Genomic DNA, 17,150 nt, shown 5'->3' on the forward strand with positions numbered 1-17,150 from the left:
GCCATGAAAACTGTCCGCTCTTTCCTCTTCGTTCCGGCAGCCAATGAGAAGCTGCTGCGGAGCGCCGTCACCAAGTCCAGCGACGCTGTCATCCTGGACCTCGAGGATGGAACCCACCCTTCCCAGCGACCGGTTGCCCGTGAGCGGCTCGCGGATTCGATGGGCCGTCTGAAGGCGGTGAACAAGCTGGCCGCCGTGCGCATCAACGGCGACTGGCTCACCGCGGTCGTGGACCTGAAATCCGCGGTGTTGCCCGGCCTGGACATCATCGTGCTCCCGAAGGTGGAGCATGCACGCGACGTTCAGATCATCGCGCAGATGGTCACGGACCTGGAAGCAGCGGCGCCGGTGCCACCGGGGCATGTGCGCTTTCTCCTGCAGATTGAAAGCGCGGCGGCCTTGCCGCATCTCCACGACATCGCGGCGTCTTCGCCCCGCGTGATGGGAATGATGCTCGGCAGTGAGGACTACTCGCTCGATTGCGGAGGCCTCCCGACCGCCGACGCATTGCTCTATCCCAGCATGGCCGTCCTGACCGCGGCACGTGCGGCCCGGATCCAACCCATCGGCTTCATTGCATCGATTGCCGAGCTTGGTACTCCCGAGGACTTCAGTGCCGTGGTGCTGCGTGCCCGCGGGCTGGGGTTTCGGGGGGCCGTCGTCGTGCACCCCAAGTTCGTCGATGTGGTCAACGAGTGCTACACGCCGACCGCCGACGAAATCCAGCGGGCCCAGCGAGTGGTGGATGCCTTTGACGAGGCGTCCGCCCGCGGAGAAGGAGCCATCAAGCTCGATGGAGCCATGGTCGACAAGCCCGTGTACCTCCGTGCCCAGGAGCTGCTCGCGCAGCTCTAGGAACCCCGTTCCCCACACCAGAAATACAGGAGACAACCATGAATCCAACACGCCGCGAGTTCAGCGTCCTGGCCGCAACGGGCCTGCTGGGCTTGAATGCCTTTGCCGATACATACCCGTCCAAGCCGGTGACCATCGTCGTGCCGCAGGCGCCCGGTGGCACCAACGACACGGTCGGCCGCATCCTGGCCCAGAAGCTGAGCGAGCTGAGCAACCAGCGGATCATCGTGGACAACCGTCCCGGCGCCGGCGGGAACATCGGCACCGATTTCGCTGCGCGCGCGCCCAAGGATGGCTACACCTTGCTGTTGACCATCAGCAGCACACAGGCCATCAACCCTGCCTTGTATAAAAAGGTGCCATTCGACCCGGTCAAGGACTTCGAGCCCATCGCCCCCGTGGGCGTCGTGCCCAACGTGTTGGTGGTGAATGCATCCTTTCCCGCCAGGAACCTGGCCGATTTCATCAAGGTGGCTCGCGCCAGCAAGGAAGAGATTCAGTACGCCTCCGCGGGCAACGGCTCGCTGAACCACCTCCTGGGGGCCATGCTTTCCACGAGCACGGGCGTGCCGCTGCAGCATGTTCCGTACCGCGGTGTGGCACCTGCGTTGACCGACGTCATGGGTGGACAGGTCCCCGTGGCCTTCGCCAGCCTGCCCTCGTGCATCGAGTTCATCAAGAGCGGCAAGCTGCGCGCCCTGGGCGTGAGTTCCGCCAAGCGGTCTCCCGCGCTTCCCGATGTGCCCTCCATCAGCGAAGTGGTTCCTGGCTACGTCGGAGACCTCTGGGTAGGCCTGTTCGCGGCACGTGGCACGCCAGCACCCGTGGTATCCAAGCTGACCCAATGGGTCACCGCCGCGGTCGCCGCCCCCGATGTGCTGGAGCGATTCAAGGTTGCAGGCGTCGAGCCGCTGAGCGGGGGGCCGACACGGCTTGCGCAGCTGCTGCAGGAAGACATTGCCCGATGGGCACCCATCGTCAAGGCGTCGGGGGCGGTTGTTGACTAGACCTTTGCCTCTCTCGACGTAGACCCTCTCGTCAGCTGTCCCTGCAATGGGGGACAGCTGATTTTTGCGTTTCCACATTCCTATTCGCCTCCACTACTAAGCTGGCCGCTGCCAGGACCGCCATGAAGATTGCATTCCTTGACCGTTCCACGCTGTCCCCTGACACCACTCTGCGCGCACCTTTGTTCGAGCATGAGCTCGTGAGCTACGAAAACACGCAGCCTGGCGAGGTGGCGCAGCGCATCGCGGACGCCGACATCGTCATCACCAACAAGGTGAAGCTCGGCGCCCAGGCCCTGCAGCAGGCATCCAGGCTGAAGCTGGTGGCCGTGGCGGCCACCGGAACCGACAACATCGACTTGAAGGCATGCGCCCAGCATGGCATCACGGTCACCAACATCCGCAACTACGCTGGAAACACAGTTCCCGAGCACACCTTTGCGCTGATGTTCGCGCTCCGGCGGAGCATCTGTGCCTACCGGGAATCGGTGAAGGCTGGCCGGTGGCAGCAGTCAGGCCAGTTCTGCTACTTCGACTACCCCGTGCGCGACCTCGCCGGCTCCACGTTGGGCATCGTGGGCGACGGCGTGCTTGGCAATGCGGTGGCGGCCATCGGGCGCGCGCTCGGCATGAAGGTGCTCTTCTCGGCCTTCAAGGGCCGTTCTGGCCAGGGCAGCCTCTACACCCCATTCGACGACGTCCTTGCGCGTTCCGACATCATCACGCTCCATTGCCCGCTGAACGCCCAGAGCCACAACATGCTGGGCGCCGAAGAGTTCGCCAAGATGGCGCGCAAGCCGCTCATCGTCAACACGGCACGGGGCGGCCTGGTGGACGAGGCAGCGTTGGCCGCCGCCCTGCGCGGCGGGCAGATTTCCGGAGCGGCGTTCGACGTCGTCTCCGCCGAGCCGCCGCCAGCCGACCACCCCTTCATGGCGCTCCTGGACCTGCCGAACTTCATCCTGACCCCGCACGTCGCCTGGGCTTCCCAGGAAGCCATCCAGGGCCTTGCAGACCAGCTCGTCGACAACCTGGAGGCGTTTGTCCGTGGTGAGCCCGTCAACGTGGTGGGGACCGCAGCGTGAACCCGATTGCCGACCCCCGGGCGCTTCTTGAGCGCCTCTTCAGGGTGGCGGTGCGGCGCGCACAGCCGTCGGAGACCTTGGCGGCCCATCTACCTCCTGCCCCGAAAGGCCGCACGCTGGTGTTGGGAGCCGGAAAGGCAGCAGGGGCGATGGCGCACGCGTTGGAGGCGGCGTGGCCCGAGGGTGCGCCAATGAGCGGGCTGGTGGTCACGCGATATGGCCACACCCCGCCGCGCCCGAAGGGATTGCCGGAACGCATAGAGATCATGGAAGCCTCTCATCCCGTACCTGACGAAGCAAGCCGAATCGCCGCCGTGCGCACCTATGCAATGACCCGGGGCCTCTGCGAGGACGACCTCGTGGTCTGCCTGATATCGGGTGGTGGCTCGGCGCTGCTCACCCTCCCGGTCGCCGGACTCGATCTGGCCGACAAGCAACGCATCAACAAGGAGCTGCTGGAAAGTGGCGCCGACATCCGGGAGATGAACTGTGTCCGCAAACACCTGTCGCGCCTCAAGGGCGGGCAGCTGGCTGCGGCATGCTGGCCCGCGCAGGTCGTCACCCTCGCGATCAGCGACGTGCCCGGCGACGACGTTTCGGTCATCGCCAGCGGCCCCACGGTGGAGGACGCCACCTCCTGTCGTGACGCGCTCGACATCCTGGCCCGCTACTCCATCGCGGTGCCAGAGGCGGTCCACGCAGCCCTGGCCGAGGGAAAGCTGGAAACCCCAAAGCCCGGCGACAAGCGTTTTGCGCGGAACAGCGTGCACCTCATTGCCACGCCCCACGAGTCATTGCTGGCAGCCGCCGAGGAAGCGCGCCGCCTGGGCATGGAGACGCGCATCCTCTCCGACGACGTCGAGGGCGAGTCGCGGGAGGTAGGCAAAGTGCATGCTGCGTTGGCAAGATATGCCCTGCGCGATGGCAACTCCAGAACGAGCCCGTTGCTGCTGCTCTCTGGCGGAGAGACCACGGTCACGGTCAGGTCCCAACCTGCTGGCAGCCTGCGTGGCCGAGGTGGGAGAGCGGGAGAGTTCTGCATGGGGCTAGCCCACGCTCTTCAGGGGGAGCCAGGCGTTTGGGCGCTGGCAGCCGACACCGATGGAATCGATGGTGTTGAAGACAACGCGGGGGCCTTCGTGATGCCCGACACGATCGTCCGTGGCCGCGGGGCTGGCCTCACGCTGGCCGATCACCTGGAGAGAAATGACGCGTACGGCTACTTCTCGGCGCTCGGGGATCTTTTCGTCACCGGGCCCACCCATACCAATGTCAATGACTTCCGAGCGTTGTTGATTCTGTAGAGGTCCTGGAGTGCCCTTTCCCGTTGAACGGAGCCATGAGATATGCCATCCGCATTTTCGGCGTGGGGGGCGCGCCAGGCGCCATGCATGCGCGCTGCCCGCGAAACAGCCCTGGATGCGGCGTGAATGTCGCGCAATGCGAATGAAGTCGCATCGGTGAAGAAGGTGCCGGCGCCCTCCACCAACATGGCTCGGCTGGACCTGTTGTCCCTGCGGCTGGTGGTCGCCTGCGCGCAAACAGGTTCGTTGACGCATGCGTCTCCGCTGTGCCACATGTCGGTCATGTGTGCCAGCCGTCGCTTGAGGATTCTTGAGGAGCGCCTGGGCGTTGTGCTCTTCTATCGCCGCAAGGGGGGGCTGGTACCGACCGATGCCGGGCACATCGTCGCAACCACTTCGCAAGAGCTGCTCGTGAAACTGGACCAGATGGTCGCTGACGCCGTGTCTGCGCCAAGGCCTTCCGGCAACATCCATGAGAACTGCGGCCGGGCTGGCCACCGCCAGGTCACATTGAGCAGTCGCTTGGACAGTGCCCAGCATGCATGAACCCGTGGCCGCCGGGTGCCCGTGATCAGGAGCTTGCGTTTCCTTCGCACAGTGTGTCGATGAACTGCGCAACGAAAGGGCTGCGCAGGGTCTGCTCCCGAAGGCATATCTGCAGATGGCGCATGGCCCAGGTTTCCTTGATATCAAGCACTGCCAGGTGCTGCAGGTCAGCATCCTGGAGCGCTGAGCGTGGCACGACGCCGATGCCAGCCCCGGATGCCACGAGCTGCGCGATGGCGCGGTAGCCCGATACCTGCACCCGGATATCCAATTTGCCGCCCAGCGCCACCGCGTGATTGGCCAGAAATGTGTGCAGGGCCATGCCGGACTGAAGGCTGACGAAAGGCTCACTCAGGCACGCGCCGAAATTGATACTGCCGCGTGCCGCCAGCGGGCTGGAACGTGGCACCAGCAAAACCAGTTCGTCCTCTCGGTAAGGCAGGTAGCGCAGTTCCGAGTGCGGTTGTTCCACGGCCACGACCCCGAGATCGGCGCGCCCGGCCATGACGGCTGTCACGATGTCCAGGCTCGGCCGCTCCTCCAGGGTGATGCGCACCGATGGATGGCGCGCGAAGAATCGCGCCAGATCGCCAGGCAGGTGACTGCTGATGGCATTGTTGTTGGCGAACAGGGTGATGTGGCCTCGAATTCCATCAGCGAATGGCGCCAGGTCGGCATGCATCTGTTCGAGCTGAGCAATACACCGGCGGGCGTGTTCCAGCATGACGGCTCCAGCCGGCGTGAGTTCCATTCCGCGGGCATGGCGTTTGAAGAGTGGTGTCCCGACGGCTTCCTCAAGCTCCCTGAGGCGCAGGCTGGCTGAAGACGGTGCCAGAAAACAGCGAGCGGCGCCGCGGGAGAGATTCTGTGCATCGGCCACGGCCAGAAACACTCTCAGATCCATCAAGTCGTAGCGCATGAATTGATCCCGCACAGGAGCTTCAGTAGCGCCTAGTATGTACAAAGAGCGTTCGCGCAAGACGAAGGCTGGGTTTGGAAAAACTCGCTTGTTGGCAGAGACGCAGAGTTTGAAACTTCGGCCTATGAACACCGAACTGCTTTCAACCTCCTTGGCGTCGACCGCCCCTTCAAAAAAACCGTTCGAAGGTCTTCTTGTCGTGGCCATGGAGCAAGCCCTGGCGGCACCGCTCGCAACGTGCAGGCTGGCCGAGATGGGCGCACGGGTCATCAAGATCGAACGCCCTGAAGGCGACTTCGCGCGTGGCTACGACCGTGCGGCCAACGGCGAGGCCTCGTACTTCGTCTGGACCAACCGCGGGAAGGAATCCGTGGCGCTGGACTTCAAGCAGCCGCATGACCGCGCGGTGCTCGACGCCTTGCTGGCGAAGGCCGATGTCTTCGTGCAGAACCTCGCTCCGGGGGCGCTGGCCCGCGCCGGGCTCGACAGCGACGCACTGCGCGTGCGCCACCCCCGGCTCATCACCTGCGACATCAGCGGCTATGGCGCCGAGGGGCCCGCCAGCACGCTCAAGGCCTATGACCTGCTGGTGCAATGCGAGAGCGGCCTGGCGGGCATCACTGGCTCCCCCGAGGCGTGCGGTCGCATTGGCGTGTCGATCTGCGACATCGGTGCCGGCCTCAATGCGACGATCGGCATCCTCTCCGCCCTGGCTTCACGCGCACGCACCGGCAAGGGTTGCGGCATCTCCGTCTCGCTCTTCGATGGCGCCGCCGACTGGATGACGGTGCCTTACGTGCACGCGATCTACGGTGCCGGCGCTCCCACGCGCCAGGGTTTGCAGCACCCCTCCATTGCCCCCTACGGGGCCTACGCCACGCGCGATGGTGGCAGCGTGGTCATCAGCATCCAGAACGAGCGCGAATGGCGCAACTTCTGCGAATCCTTCCTGGGGCAGGGCGCGCTGGCGCAGGACGAGCGTTTCAGCAGCAACTACCTGCGTGTGCAGAACCGCCTGGAACTCAACGCACTCATCGCCCAGAGGTTCGCTGAACTGGATCTTGCGCAGGCCTTGCAGCAGTTGCAGGTCGCCAACACCGCCTACGGCCAGGTGCGATCCGTTGCCGATATGGCCCGGCACCCCGCGTTGCGCACTTGGCCCATGGCTGTCGGCGACAAGGAACTCGACCTGGTCGCACCGCCCGTCCGCGCCCCCTGGGACAGCGGGCGCTTCACGGCCGCGCCAGGTCTGGACCAGCACGGCGCCGCCGTGCGCGCCGAATTCCTTCCCGCATGACACGAGATCACTCCATGAGCACACTGAACACCTCGGATGGCAGCGCCATCGATCTGGATTTCCTTCGAACCTGGATGGGCCGGGAGTCTGTCGCAGAAGACACGCTGTCGGTACGCCATGCCCGCCTCATGGCCGCCACGCTGGGGCTGCCGCAGGCGCAATTCGCCGAAGGCACGCCGCTGCCGCCGTTGTGGCATTGGCTGTATTTCCTGGAAGGGCTTCCCGCCAGCGAACTCGGCCGCGATGGCCATCCGGCCCGGGGCGGGTTCTTGCCTCCGGTGCCCCTGGCGAACCGGATGTGGGCAGGCGGTCGCCTCGCGTTCCACGCACCGGTGGCGCTGGGCACCACGGTGCGCAAGCGCTCCGCCATCACCTCGGTCGAGCACAAGCGCGGCCGCAGCGGCGACCTGGTTTTCGTCACGGTGCGGCACGAGATTCTCGATGGCCAAACGGTGGCGATCACCGAAGACCACGACATCGTCTACAAGCAACCCACGCCGCCTGGCACGACGCGCGCCGCCGCGGTGGCCATGCCGGCACCGAGCCACAGCGAACCTTTCGAGGCGACCTCCACGGTGCTGTTCCGCTACTCGGCACTCACCTTCAACGGCCATCGCATCCACTACGACCTGGACTACTGCCGCAACATCGAGGGCTACGCCAACCTGGTCGTGCACGGACCGCTGCAGGCCACCCTCCTGGCGGAGCTGGCGGCACGACTGGGGACACGGCCGCTCCGGCAATTCCGCTACCGCGGCGTGCAGCCCAACCTGCTTGGCACCCCGCTGACCGTCAATGCGGCGCCCAGCGGCGACGGCCTGACGCTGTGGACTGCGCAGCCGGACGGCGCGGTGTCCATGCAGGCCGAGGCGTCGTTCTAGGCGACCTTTCCCACTTTCGCGAAAACCCGAGCACGGGCCGCCCCTGGCGGCCCGAGGACTCGCCACATCCATACACATCCATAGGAGACAACCATGCCCGCCACATCTCGCCGATTCGTTCTCGCCGCGGCTGCCAAGGCCGCTCTGGCAGTTGCACTGCCGCTCGCCACGCAACTTGCCTGTGCGCAGGACTACCCCACCAAGCCCATCACCCTCGTGGTGCCCTTCGTGGCGGGTGGGACCACCGACATCCTCGGCCGCATCGTGGCGGATGGTTTGGGCAAGAAGCTGGGCCAACCCGTGATCGTCGACAACCGTGGCGGTGCTGGCGGCAACATCGGCGCGGCGGCAGTCGCCAACGCCAAGGCCGATGGCTACACCTTGCTGATGGGCTACAACGGAACGAATGCGATCAATCCATCGCTGTATAAAAAGCTGTCCTGGAATCCCGTGAACAGCTTCGATCCGGTGTCGCTCGTGGCGCGTGTCAACAACGTGGTGGTCGTCAACCCGACACTTCCGATCAAGACCTTGCCTGAACTGGTGGCCTATGCGAAGGCCCATCCGGGCAAGGTGAACTATGGTTCGGCCGGGCCCGGCAGCATCTTTCACCTCGCGGGGGAAATGCTGTCGCAGCAGGCCGGCATTTCCATGACCCATGTGCCTTACAAAGGCGCCGCTCCCGCGCTGACGGATTTGATGGCGGGCCAGACACAGGTCATGTTTTCGACCATACCCACCGCGCTGCCTTTCATCAAATCGGGCCAGTTGCGAGCGATCGCCGTCACCGGCGCTCAACGATCCCCTGTCTTTTCTCAGTTGCCCACCGCCAGGGAGGGCGGCCTGAAAGACATGGTCGTGGACTCCTGGTTCGGCGTCTTTGCGCCCAAGGGGCTGCCTGCCCCGATCCTTGGCCGCCTGAACCAGGCGCTTCACGAAGTGCTGGTAGACCCCGCCGTCGTGCGGAGTTTGAAAGAACAAGGTGCGGAGCCCGTCGCCTCCACGCCGGCAGAACTGGCCACCTTGTTGGCCAACGACCTGAAAAGCTGGCAGGCCATCGTCAAGAGCGCCAGTGTGTCCCTCGACTGAGGCGGGCCTGGACATGGGAGGGCGAGGCGTTGATGTTCGGCTTGCTGTTGAGAATGGTCTGGGGAGCTGCGCTCCTTTTCGATTGTTCTCAATACTGGAATAGTTAGTTCGCGACCAGGTGGTTTTTCTTTGGATACCCCAGGCGTACAGTTCAACCCATCGATGAGCCGAACCCGCAAGGCGACTCACCGAACCCGGTTCAGAAATGGTTTTTGTCCCGGCTTTTTTGAGACGCTTTTTTAACTTCAAGGATTTTCATCATGAACACGACCGCACGTTTCCTCTCCATCGCCGCTGTGGCTGCTTTCGCTTCTTTCGGTGCCCAGGCCGATGAAGCCGATGCTTCGCAGTTCGCCACCAAGTTCGAGACGAACCGCACGCGCGCCGAAGTGCAAGCCGAAGCCGCCACCGTGGCACAGACCCGCTCCATCGAGCCCGCCGGTTCGCGTGTGGTGACCTACAAGTCCACGGCCGACCGCGCCGCAGTGCGTGCCCAGGCTGCCGAAGCCGTGCGCACCGGCCAGATCCCTTCGGGCGAATTCAGCGCCATGTAATTGAATTGACGCAGTTGCGGGCCTTCCCACGGTGGCGGTACTTCGCGGGTGCCGCTGCCATGGGGAGTGTTTTGAACAGACCCGCACTGATGACAAGCAAACTGGGTTCCCTTTGGGAGCCCTTTTTGTTGGTGCAGCGCATCCTTGCCAGCGGCGATAGGCCGCGAGTGCGGTGACCGCTCCTGCGCCGTGGTCCCCAGCTTCCCGCGAGTGAGCCAACTCGCAGAATCGGCCCGCATCCGCCGCCTTGGCAGGAATGTGGGCGTGGCGCTCAGTTTGGCAGCACGTTCGCGGCTTCCGCCACCTGCTTCCAGGTTGCCACGTCTTCGGCCATCAGCTGGCGCAGTTGCGCTGGCGGCAGGTAGGCCGGCTGTATTCCGAGTTCCAGCATCCGGTCCGCAACGCCTTTGTCCGCCAACGATTCTTTCAGCGCCTCCGTGAGCTTGAGCGTCAACTCCGCCGGCAACCCCCCGGGGGCCAACAGCACCCAGCTGAGCTCGCTCTTGAAATCAATGCCTTGGTCCGGGTAGGTCCCCACGTCCGGCATGCTGGGCGAGCGTGTTCCGCAGATGCCCAGCGCCCGGATCTTGCCTGCTTTCACGAGGGGCGACGCGGTGCCCATGTCGAGCACCGCCACGTTGATGTGGTTGCCCAGAAGGCCTGTGACCAGGTCGGACGAAGACTTGAAGGGGATGTGGTCGAATTTCGCTCCCGCTTTCTGAACCATGACTTCGCCACACAGGTGACCGGTGGAACCATGACCCCAGGTCGCGTACTGAAGCGGTTTGTCGAGGGTCTTGGAGTGCGCGACCAGCCCCTTGAGGTCCTTGGCGGGAAATGCCATCGTGGAAACCACCACGACCCCTGCGGTACCGATGCGGCCAATTTGAGTGAAGTCCTTCACGGGGTCGTAGGGCAGCTTCGCATAGACGGCCGGCGCAATGATGTGGGACGTCATGCCTCCCATCGTGATGGTGTATCCGTCGCTCGGCGACTTGGCCGCCTGGGCGGCCCCGATGGTGCCGCCGGCCCCCACCCTGTTTTCAACGAAGAACGATCCGTTCAAGCGCTTGCCCATCGCTTCGGCGACCAGGCGGCCCAGGGCGTCGCCGCCGCTGCCCGCGGACAAGGGAAGCAAGAGCTTGATGGGACGGTGGGGATAGTCCTTGCCTTGCGCAAGGGCCGCCACGCTCGCCAGCATCACGAGGCCGGCAAGAACGCGAGATAGCTTGAATGTCTTCGTCATCGGTTGTCTCCTTTTTGGGGTTGCACTGGCCCGTCAGCTGAGGTACTTGAACTTGAAGCCGTGACTGCATGAATGGATGCGGCCGGCGGTCGGCGCGGGGAAGTGCATCGTCAGCAGGACGGACGATGTGTCGGCAAATCGCTCACAAAGCCGTTGCCGCGTCTCCCGCGCCAGCGTGGGGTTCCAGTCGCCGGTGTTGATGAGCCCGGGCTCCAGGAAGATGATGGGGTGATGGAAGATGTCGCCCGTCATGACCCCGTGCTGTCCGTTGTCCTTCACATGGACCGTGACGTGGCCTGGCGTATGCCCTTTGGCATCCTCGAGCCAGACGCCTTTGGCCAGGTCTCCATCCACCCTGTGGTTGGAGTCGACCAAGAGGGCCTGCCCGGCCTCCACGACCGGCAGCACGCTGTCCAGGAAGGAGCCCTGGCCCACCGGAAATTCCGGCCCGCTTTGGTGCTGCCGAAGGAAATGTTCGAACTCTTCCCGTGCAAAGATGTACTTTGCGCGGGGAAAAGTCGGCATCCATCGGCCATCACTGAGCACGGTGTTCCACCCCACATGGTCGGTGTGGAGGTGGGTGCACAGAACCATGTCGATGTCCTCGGGGCCCAGGCCCAGGCGTGCCAGATTGCGCAAGTACTCCTGCGACTTGAACATGTGCTGCCACTTCGCGCGGGGCCGGTCCTTGTGATTTCCGTTGCAGGTGTCCACCAGGATATTGGCCGTCCCCGTGCGCACCAGATAGCTGTGAAAGCTCAGGTTGAGTTTCTTCGTCTCTGGGTGAATCAACGTCGGGCCCAAGGCCTCCTGGTGTTTCAAGACCGCTGACGGTTCAATGTTGGGATAGAGCCAAGTGGGGTCTACCCAGAAATTGTCGATTTCCACGACCTTGTCGACCGTGGTGTTGCCCAGGTGGATCTGTTTCATCGCAGGAAAAGCACGGATGACGACATGCGGGCACCTAGCCAATGTTCTGGCGCGTCACACCCGCTTCACGGGCAATCCGGGCCCACTGGACGAACTCGTGGGAGATGACCTTCTTGAAGTCCTCTGGCCCGACGAATTCGGCGATGGCACCGAGCTCTTCGATGCGGCTCTTCACGGCCGCAAGGGCCATCGCCTTGCGCACCTCGTCGGCGATGGTGTGCACGGCATCGGCGGGGGTTCCGGGCGGCGCCATGATGCCCACCCAGAACTCCTTGGTCTCGTTGATGACCAGCCCTGCCTCGTCCATCGTAGGGACATCGCGCATCGCCGGCGATCGGTTCCTGGACATGACCGCCAGCGGCTTCAGGTGTGCGCGTGCCGATGAAATCAGTGGAACGGCGCCCATCATGGCATCCACTTGGCCAGCCATCAGCGCCTGAATAGCCGGAGCGCTGCCGGTAAACGGCACGTGCAGCATCTCCCTGGTGCCGGCGGCGCGGCCGAAGAGCATCATGGCGGCCTGGCCGGTGGTGCCCACGCCCCAGGTCGAGAAGCTCACTTGCTGGCGCTTGGCGAGCGCGATGAATTCGCGAACGTCCTTCACGTCCAGGTCCTTGCGCACGGCCAGCGCGAACGGCACGAAGCACAGCACGGCCACGGGGACGTGGCCTTCGGGGCGGAAGTTCGGATTGTTGAAGAAGTGCGGGTAGATGGTATGGGTGTCGCTGCTGGCGGCCAGCAGGTAGTGGCCGTCTCCTGGCGACTTGCTCAGAATGCCCGATGCCAAGGTTCCCGAGGCGCCAGGCTTGTTGTCCACCACGATGGGTTGGCCCAGGGCATTGCCGATGGCGTTGGAGATCAGTCGGGCAAAGATGTCGGAGTTGCCCCCCGCCTGGCCAGGAACAATCAATTGAATCGGCTTTTTCGCCGTCCATTTGGCTTGCGCCCATGACAGGGCAGGAGCAAACACCGAGGCGGCGACCGCCGCAGTGGTTTTCAGAACGTTTCTGCGCGACTTCATATCATGTCTCCTTTTGCGGTTGAAAATCAGGCCGGGATTATCTGTTTTTGTATCCGGCAGCCCTGGGTGAGATATATGCGGGTATGGAATGCCCTTGTGTCCTTGCATAATTCAATATCCCGTCTTCGATGGCCCCTGCATCGCGGACATTCATGAAGGCCTCGCCATCGAAATTCACATTGGCTCCGTGAACGACCATGAATCCTTCCGCCGGCTCCGGTGCGTCGTCAGGCACGCAAAAAGTGTGGATGGAGCCTGCCGGCTCATAGAGGTAGCTCCCGGCGGTCTGCGGGTTTTGGGGGTACTCGACGTAGTTCCATTGCCCCTTGGTGGTGAAAAAGTGCACCGTACCCGTGTGGAAGTGCTTTGGAAGCCTGGTGCCAGGGGCGAATTTCCCATAAAGCACCCATATTCCATTTTCCCGGTCGAGAAAGAGCGGAATGATTTCCGAGCCCGGTGCTCCGCCCGGGAAATAGTCCATGTTCCTGATATTGACCGTGAGCAGCTCATCTTGTGGGGTCAGCGAGGTGGGGGTTGCCATGGGGTATCCTGTCCGCGTTAATATGAAGAAACGTTTCCGCAAAAACTAAAAATAGGCGTAAAATTGCGGCGATTGAATGATTTGAACGGACGGCGGATTCGATGGCAGCAGTTAGCATTCACGATGTGGCTCGCGTGGCGGGCGTTTCGATCAGCACCGCATCTCGGGCCATGAACCGGGCGGGCCGTGTCAGTGAAGACACGGTGAAAAAGGTTCAGGAGGTTGCGGCGCGCCTGGGTTACCAGCCCAATGCGATTGCGCGGGCCATGCGTTCCAAGCAGAGCCATGCGGTGGGCGTTATCGTGAGCGACATCTCCAATCCGTTCTACGGCCGCCTGGTCAAGACACTCGAGCGCAGCCTGTCCGAAAGTGGCTACGCCTGCTTTGTCGCCAGTTCCAACAACGACATCTCGACCGAAGTCAACCTCGTGCGCCTGTTCAAGAGCCGAGAGGTCGACGGCATCATTCTTGGCCCGTGCCAAACCGACTCCATCGCGCACCTGGTGTCTGAAATCAAAGGCACGCCAACAATTCTGTTCGACCGCGATGGAGGAAACGCACTGAGTTCGGTGAAGGTCGACCACTACCAGGGCACGTGCTCCGCGATGCGCTATCTGATTGCCAGGGGCCACCGGCGCATCGCCCTTCTGACACCGGGCAGCCAGATCCAGCCCATCAAGGACCGGATCCGGGCCTATCAGGACTGCCTCGTGGAAGCGTCCATAGGCTTCGACCCCAGCTTGATTTGCCTGGCGGATTCGTCGATGAACTTTCCTCCCGAGCGGGCCCAGATGCTCCTGAACATGCCGGGAGAGCGGCCCACGGCCTTCCTGTGCCTGGGCACGAAGATTCTGGCGGGCGTCCTGGCCGCTATACGCAGCGCTCGGCGGGCCATCCCGAAAGACGTGAGCGTGATATCCATCGGCGACTCGGACTTCTCGGAACTGCACAGCCCGTCCATCACCTCGCTGGCCTGGGACATCAAGGCGTTGTCGGGCGACATCTCCTCGCTGCTGCTCTCCCAGATGCGAGACGAATCCACAGGCCCCCGTTCGGCCGTTGTGGAGATGCGGCTCATCGAGCGGGAGTCGTGCGCGACCATCTAGCGCGCCGGCCTGAAGGGGTGGGTGTTGCACCTACAGGAGCCCGAGTTGCTGAAGCTTGAGGTCCGGCGAGGTGTAGGGGCGCTCGCAGATGATTTTCGCCGAGCCCGGCTTGAACAGGAACGTGGCCGCCATGCGCACCTTGAAGCTCTTGCCGGTCGGCGCAAACGTCCTGTCGCGCACGCGGAACTCGCCCAGGTGAGTTCCGAAAAGGAAGAACTCCACCAGCACGGTGTTCTGTGCATCGTCGGCGGCGATGGCGATGACTTCGTTGGCTTGGTCCGGGAAGGCCTGGCGCGAAGCGTGGAAGTAGGCGCGAACCTGCTCTTCGCCGTCGTAGACAGCGCCATTGCCATACATCTCATACCGCGGGTGCTCGAAGGTGTCGATGACACCGTCCCAGTCCTGGGTGCACTCCAGCGCCATGTGGTCTCGCACGGTCTGGATGCGCGCCTGGCGCAACTCTTCGTTGGTCATGGGTCCTTTTCCTTGTTGTGGAAACGTTTGCGCTATTTTGCGCAGATTCTGCCAAAGGGTTGACCGGGGTTTACCCTGCCATGCCGACAGGTGTTGATTTCTGAAATTCCCCTAAGGCAATAGGCCCGTTGCACAAATTCACCCAGCGAGCCGCGAGACCGTGGGGTTATCCCCATCCGCTCCATGACGAGGTTGGCATAGCATGAGAGGAAACGTTTCCTCAAAGGATGGGCTATGAAACTAAAAGACAAGGTGGTGCTCGTCACGGGTGCCGGTACCCTGCGCAAGGACTTCACGGACGCAGGGCAGGTGGGCAATGGGACCGCGTGTGCGCTCACCTTCGCGCGGGAAGGCGCGATCGTGGTTTGTGCAGACCGCTCGCTGGACGCCGCCGGGCTCGCTGCAAAGATGATTCACGGGGAATCCGGCCGCGCCCAGGCCGTGCAGATGGACGTCACCGACACGGCGCAAGTGAACGATGTCGTGCGCCAGCTTCTGTCGCAGCACGGGCGCATCGACGTGTTGCACAACAACGTGGGCATTGAAATGCAGGGCGACCTCCTGGAGGTGAAGGATGAGGACTGGGACCGGGTCATGGAGATCAATCTTCGCGGAGCGATGGCCACGTCACGTGCTGTGGTGCCGGGGATGCGCGCCCGCAAGTCGGGCTCCATCATCAATGTCTCGTCCACGGCAAGCCTGAAGTGGAGCCCCATGCAGTTTCTGTCGTACAGCACGTCCAAAGCCGGCCTGAACCACATGACCCGTGTCATTGCCCGGCAATATGCCGCGGACCAGGTGCGTTGCAACTGCATCATCCCCGGCATGATCCGCACCCCCCATGCCGACGCTCTGTACGGCGGCGCGGAAGAGGCTGCAGCCGGCCACCGGGCCCGTGATGCGCGATGCCCGATGGGGCGCCAGGGTTCGCCCTGGGACATCGCCAAGGCCGCGCTGTTTCTTGCCTCGGACGATTCGTCCTACATCACCGGGGTCCAGTTGGTCGTCGATGGGGGCTCGAGCTTGTAGCCACACATGGCAGGCAAGGGCCAGCGCTGCGGGTGCGAACAGCGCCCTGGCCGGAGCTTTTTTGGAGGCGGGAAAGAAAGAAGAATGCCAGCAGGGCGGGGGCGCCGATCGGGCCGATGGGCAAGAATGGAGCGCTGATGAAAGATCCGACCCACACCCTTCCCGCCCTGCGGGGCGGCCTGCTTGCGTTGCTGGCGGCCGTCCTGTTTGGCATCAGCACGCCGCTGGTGCAGAAACTCGGCCTGGGCGTTGGCCCGTTCACCACGGCGGCGCTGCTCTATGCAGGCGCTGCCTTCATCGGCGCACTGCTGCGCCAGCCCGCCGAGCGGGAGGCGCGCCTGCGGCGTTCAGACTTTCCGCGCCTGCTGGCGATGGCCTTGCTGGGCGCCATCATCGGCCCCGTGGCCCTGGCCTGGGGTCTGCAGCGCACGAGCGGCACCGGCGCGTCGCTGATGCTGACCCTGGAGGCGCTGTTCACGGCCTTGCTGGCCTGGCGCCTCTACGGCGAAACCATGGACCGCAGAGTGGGACTGGCCGTGGCACTGCTGCTGGCCGGCGGGATCGCCCTCGTGCTGGACCAGGGGCAGAGCGGAAACAGCAGCCAGTTCTGGGGACTGATGGCCGTTGTGGGCGCCACGGCAGCCTGGGGCCTGGACAACACGCTGTCACGTGCGCTGGCGGAGCGTGACCCGGGGCAGGTCGTGGTGGCGAAGGCCGTGCTGGGCGTCACCGCCACGCTGGCGCTGGCCTGGCTGACGGACGAGCCCGCTCCCGCAGGGGGGCCCGCCCTGGGGCTTCTGGCCGTGGGTGCGAGCGGTTATGGCCTGAGCCTGCGTTTCTACCTGCTTGCACAGCGCGCGTTCGGGGCGGCACGCACGGGATCGGTATTTGCCTTTGCTCCGTTCATGGGCGCGGCGCTGGCGCTCATGCTGGGGGATAGCCCCGGGGGGTGGGGCATGCTGCCGGGGGGCGTGCTGATGCTGCTGGGGGTGGCCGTTCATTTGATGGAGTCGCATCACCACGAGCATGCGCACGCGTTCCTGGAGCATGAGCACGCCCACACCCATGACGACGGTCACCATGGGCACGCCCATGAGCCCATGCCCGCGGGGCCGCACAGCCATGTGCACGTCCACGGTCCGGTGCGGCACCGCCACGCCCACGTGCCGGATGCCCATCATTCGCACAGGCACTGAGGCGCCCCGCAGCCCTCAGCGCATGCGACGGCGTCGTGCGTCCCGGGCCAGAAATGGGGCTATTCATTTC

General features: G+C 63.9%; 18 protein-coding genes. 12 read left to right on the forward strand and 6 right to left on the reverse strand.

Annotated elements, in window-relative coordinates:
• Window positions 1-3 precede the first annotated feature (3 nt).
• The 5 genes from AC3RCE_RS02530 (at window position 4) to AC3RCE_RS02550 (ending at window position 4,797) form a co-directional block, all read left to right on the forward strand.
• Complete coding sequence (locus tag AC3RCE_RS02530; protein ID WP_492254439.1) at window positions 4-855, forward strand: HpcH/HpaI aldolase/citrate lyase family protein; 852 nt, start codon at window positions 4-6, stop codon at window positions 853-855.
• 38 nt (window positions 856-893) lie between these two features.
• Window positions 894-1,862, forward strand: a complete 969-nt coding sequence (locus AC3RCE_RS02535) for a Bug family tripartite tricarboxylate transporter substrate binding protein (RefSeq protein ID WP_369641178.1) — start codon at window positions 894-896, stop codon at window positions 1,860-1,862.
• A 122-nt stretch (window positions 1,863-1,984) separates the two neighbouring features.
• Window positions 1,985-2,947 (forward strand): D-2-hydroxyacid dehydrogenase, encoded by a 963-nt coding sequence (locus AC3RCE_RS02540; protein WP_218297368.1) that lies wholly within the window; start codon window positions 1,985-1,987, stop codon window positions 2,945-2,947.
• The gene (locus AC3RCE_RS02545; RefSeq protein ID WP_492254440.1) at window positions 2,944-4,251 is read left to right on the forward strand and encodes a glycerate kinase type-2 family protein; all 1,308 of its coding nucleotides are present in this window, start codon (window positions 2,944-2,946) and stop codon (window positions 4,249-4,251) included. The genes AC3RCE_RS02540 and AC3RCE_RS02545 overlap by 4 nt, the downstream gene beginning before the upstream one ends.
• 126 nt (window positions 4,252-4,377) lie before the next feature.
• A complete protein-coding gene (locus tag AC3RCE_RS02550) occupies window positions 4,378-4,797 on the forward strand; it encodes a LysR family transcriptional regulator (protein WP_492254441.1) in 420 nt (139 codons plus the stop codon).
• A 25-nt stretch (window positions 4,798-4,822) separates the two neighbouring features.
• Here AC3RCE_RS02550 and AC3RCE_RS02555 read toward each other — a convergent pair whose 3' ends face one another.
• Window positions 4,823-5,923: a LysR family transcriptional regulator gene (locus AC3RCE_RS02555; RefSeq protein WP_492254442.1), complete on the reverse strand. Its 1,101-nt coding sequence runs from the start codon at window positions 5,921-5,923 to the stop codon at window positions 4,823-4,825.
• On the opposite strand from AC3RCE_RS02555, the gene AC3RCE_RS02560 reads away from it, so the two are divergent.
• From AC3RCE_RS02560 to AC3RCE_RS02575, 4 genes are all read left to right on the forward strand, one after another.
• Window positions 5,922-7,013 (forward strand): CaiB/BaiF CoA transferase family protein, encoded by a 1,092-nt coding sequence (locus AC3RCE_RS02560; RefSeq protein WP_492254443.1) that lies wholly within the window; start codon window positions 5,922-5,924, stop codon window positions 7,011-7,013. The two genes, AC3RCE_RS02555 and AC3RCE_RS02560, sit on opposite strands and share 2 nt — an antisense overlap.
• Before the next feature lie 14 nt (window positions 7,014-7,027).
• Window positions 7,028-7,894, forward strand: a complete 867-nt coding sequence (locus AC3RCE_RS02565; protein WP_218297363.1) for an HTD2 family dehydratase — start codon at window positions 7,028-7,030, stop codon at window positions 7,892-7,894.
• 93 nt (window positions 7,895-7,987) lie between these two features.
• Window positions 7,988-8,983, forward strand: a complete 996-nt coding sequence (locus AC3RCE_RS02570; RefSeq protein WP_369641185.1) for a Bug family tripartite tricarboxylate transporter substrate binding protein — start codon at window positions 7,988-7,990, stop codon at window positions 8,981-8,983.
• Window positions 8,984-9,243: 260 nt separating this feature from the next.
• A complete protein-coding gene (locus AC3RCE_RS02575) occupies window positions 9,244-9,537 on the forward strand; it encodes a DUF4148 domain-containing protein (protein ID WP_369641186.1) in 294 nt (97 codons plus the stop codon).
• Between the two features lie 271 nt (window positions 9,538-9,808).
• Here AC3RCE_RS02575 and AC3RCE_RS02580 read toward each other — a convergent pair whose 3' ends face one another.
• From AC3RCE_RS02580 to AC3RCE_RS02595, 4 genes are read right to left on the reverse strand one after another with little or no spacing between them, the layout of a single operon-like run.
• Window positions 9,809-10,783 (reverse strand): Bug family tripartite tricarboxylate transporter substrate binding protein, encoded by a 975-nt coding sequence (locus AC3RCE_RS02580; RefSeq protein WP_218297361.1) that lies wholly within the window; start codon window positions 10,781-10,783, stop codon window positions 9,809-9,811.
• 33 nt (window positions 10,784-10,816) lie between these two features.
• The gene (locus AC3RCE_RS02585) at window positions 10,817-11,713 is read right to left on the reverse strand and encodes an MBL fold metallo-hydrolase (RefSeq protein WP_492254444.1); all 897 of its coding nucleotides are present in this window, start codon (window positions 11,711-11,713) and stop codon (window positions 10,817-10,819) included.
• 34 nt (window positions 11,714-11,747) lie between these two features.
• Window positions 11,748-12,734: a Bug family tripartite tricarboxylate transporter substrate binding protein gene (locus AC3RCE_RS02590; RefSeq protein WP_492254445.1), complete on the reverse strand. Its 987-nt coding sequence runs from the start codon at window positions 12,732-12,734 to the stop codon at window positions 11,748-11,750.
• Window positions 12,735-12,771: 37 nt separating this feature from the next.
• The gene (locus AC3RCE_RS02595; RefSeq protein ID WP_218297358.1) at window positions 12,772-13,275 is read right to left on the reverse strand and encodes a 2,4'-dihydroxyacetophenone dioxygenase family protein; all 504 of its coding nucleotides are present in this window, start codon (window positions 13,273-13,275) and stop codon (window positions 12,772-12,774) included.
• A gap of 101 nt (window positions 13,276-13,376) precedes the next feature.
• Between AC3RCE_RS02595 and AC3RCE_RS02600 the strand changes: the two genes are divergently transcribed.
• The gene (locus AC3RCE_RS02600) at window positions 13,377-14,381 is read left to right on the forward strand and encodes a LacI family DNA-binding transcriptional regulator (protein WP_218297357.1); all 1,005 of its coding nucleotides are present in this window, start codon (window positions 13,377-13,379) and stop codon (window positions 14,379-14,381) included.
• Window positions 14,382-14,411: 30 nt separating this feature from the next.
• Here AC3RCE_RS02600 and AC3RCE_RS02605 read toward each other — a convergent pair whose 3' ends face one another.
• Window positions 14,412-14,855: an ester cyclase gene (locus tag AC3RCE_RS02605; RefSeq protein WP_218297356.1), complete on the reverse strand. Its 444-nt coding sequence runs from the start codon at window positions 14,853-14,855 to the stop codon at window positions 14,412-14,414.
• Between the two features lie 234 nt (window positions 14,856-15,089).
• On the opposite strand from AC3RCE_RS02605, the gene AC3RCE_RS02610 reads away from it, so the two are divergent.
• Window positions 15,090-15,884, forward strand: a complete 795-nt coding sequence (locus AC3RCE_RS02610) for an SDR family NAD(P)-dependent oxidoreductase (RefSeq protein WP_218297355.1) — start codon at window positions 15,090-15,092, stop codon at window positions 15,882-15,884.
• A 137-nt stretch (window positions 15,885-16,021) separates the two neighbouring features.
• Window positions 16,022-17,080 (forward strand): DMT family transporter, encoded by a 1,059-nt coding sequence (locus AC3RCE_RS02615; RefSeq protein ID WP_492254446.1) that lies wholly within the window; start codon window positions 16,022-16,024, stop codon window positions 17,078-17,080.
• Window positions 17,081-17,150: the final 70 nt, after the last annotated feature.

Source organism: Acidovorax sp. GW823-FHT05D11 (assembly GCF_058795695.1).

Coding starts and splice junctions, on each gene's coding strand:
- AC3RCE_RS02590 (WP_492254445.1), bottom strand. CDS start 12,734: ATGAAGTCGCGCAGAAACGTTCTGAAAACCACTGCGGCGGTCGCCGCC.
- AC3RCE_RS02595 (WP_218297358.1), bottom strand. CDS start 13,275: ATGGCAACCCCCACCTCGCTGACCCCACAAGATGAGCTGCTCACGGTC.
- AC3RCE_RS02610 (WP_218297355.1), top strand. CDS start 15,090: ATGAAACTAAAAGACAAGGTGGTGCTCGTCACGGGTGCCGGTACCCTG.
- AC3RCE_RS02615 (WP_492254446.1), top strand. CDS start 16,022: ATGAAAGATCCGACCCACACCCTTCCCGCCCTGCGGGGCGGCCTGCTT.
- AC3RCE_RS02600 (WP_218297357.1), top strand. CDS start 13,377: ATGGCAGCAGTTAGCATTCACGATGTGGCTCGCGTGGCGGGCGTTTCG.
- AC3RCE_RS02535 (WP_369641178.1), top strand. CDS start 894: ATGAATCCAACACGCCGCGAGTTCAGCGTCCTGGCCGCAACGGGCCTG.
- AC3RCE_RS02540 (WP_218297368.1), top strand. CDS start 1,985: ATGAAGATTGCATTCCTTGACCGTTCCACGCTGTCCCCTGACACCACT.
- AC3RCE_RS02575 (WP_369641186.1), top strand. CDS start 9,244: ATGAACACGACCGCACGTTTCCTCTCCATCGCCGCTGTGGCTGCTTTC.
- AC3RCE_RS02605 (WP_218297356.1), bottom strand. CDS start 14,855: ATGACCAACGAAGAGTTGCGCCAGGCGCGCATCCAGACCGTGCGAGAC.
- AC3RCE_RS02565 (WP_218297363.1), top strand. CDS start 7,028: ATGAGCACACTGAACACCTCGGATGGCAGCGCCATCGATCTGGATTTC.
- AC3RCE_RS02580 (WP_218297361.1), bottom strand. CDS start 10,783: ATGACGAAGACATTCAAGCTATCTCGCGTTCTTGCCGGCCTCGTGATG.
- AC3RCE_RS02550 (WP_492254441.1), top strand. CDS start 4,378: ATGTCGCGCAATGCGAATGAAGTCGCATCGGTGAAGAAGGTGCCGGCG.
- AC3RCE_RS02560 (WP_492254443.1), top strand. CDS start 5,922: ATGGAGCAAGCCCTGGCGGCACCGCTCGCAACGTGCAGGCTGGCCGAG.
- AC3RCE_RS02585 (WP_492254444.1), bottom strand. CDS start 11,713: ATGAAACAGATCCACCTGGGCAACACCACGGTCGACAAGGTCGTGGAA.
- AC3RCE_RS02530 (WP_492254439.1), top strand. CDS start 4: ATGAAAACTGTCCGCTCTTTCCTCTTCGTTCCGGCAGCCAATGAGAAG.
- AC3RCE_RS02570 (WP_369641185.1), top strand. CDS start 7,988: ATGCCCGCCACATCTCGCCGATTCGTTCTCGCCGCGGCTGCCAAGGCC.
- AC3RCE_RS02555 (WP_492254442.1), bottom strand. CDS start 5,923: ATGGCCACGACAAGAAGACCTTCGAACGGTTTTTTTGAAGGGGCGGTC.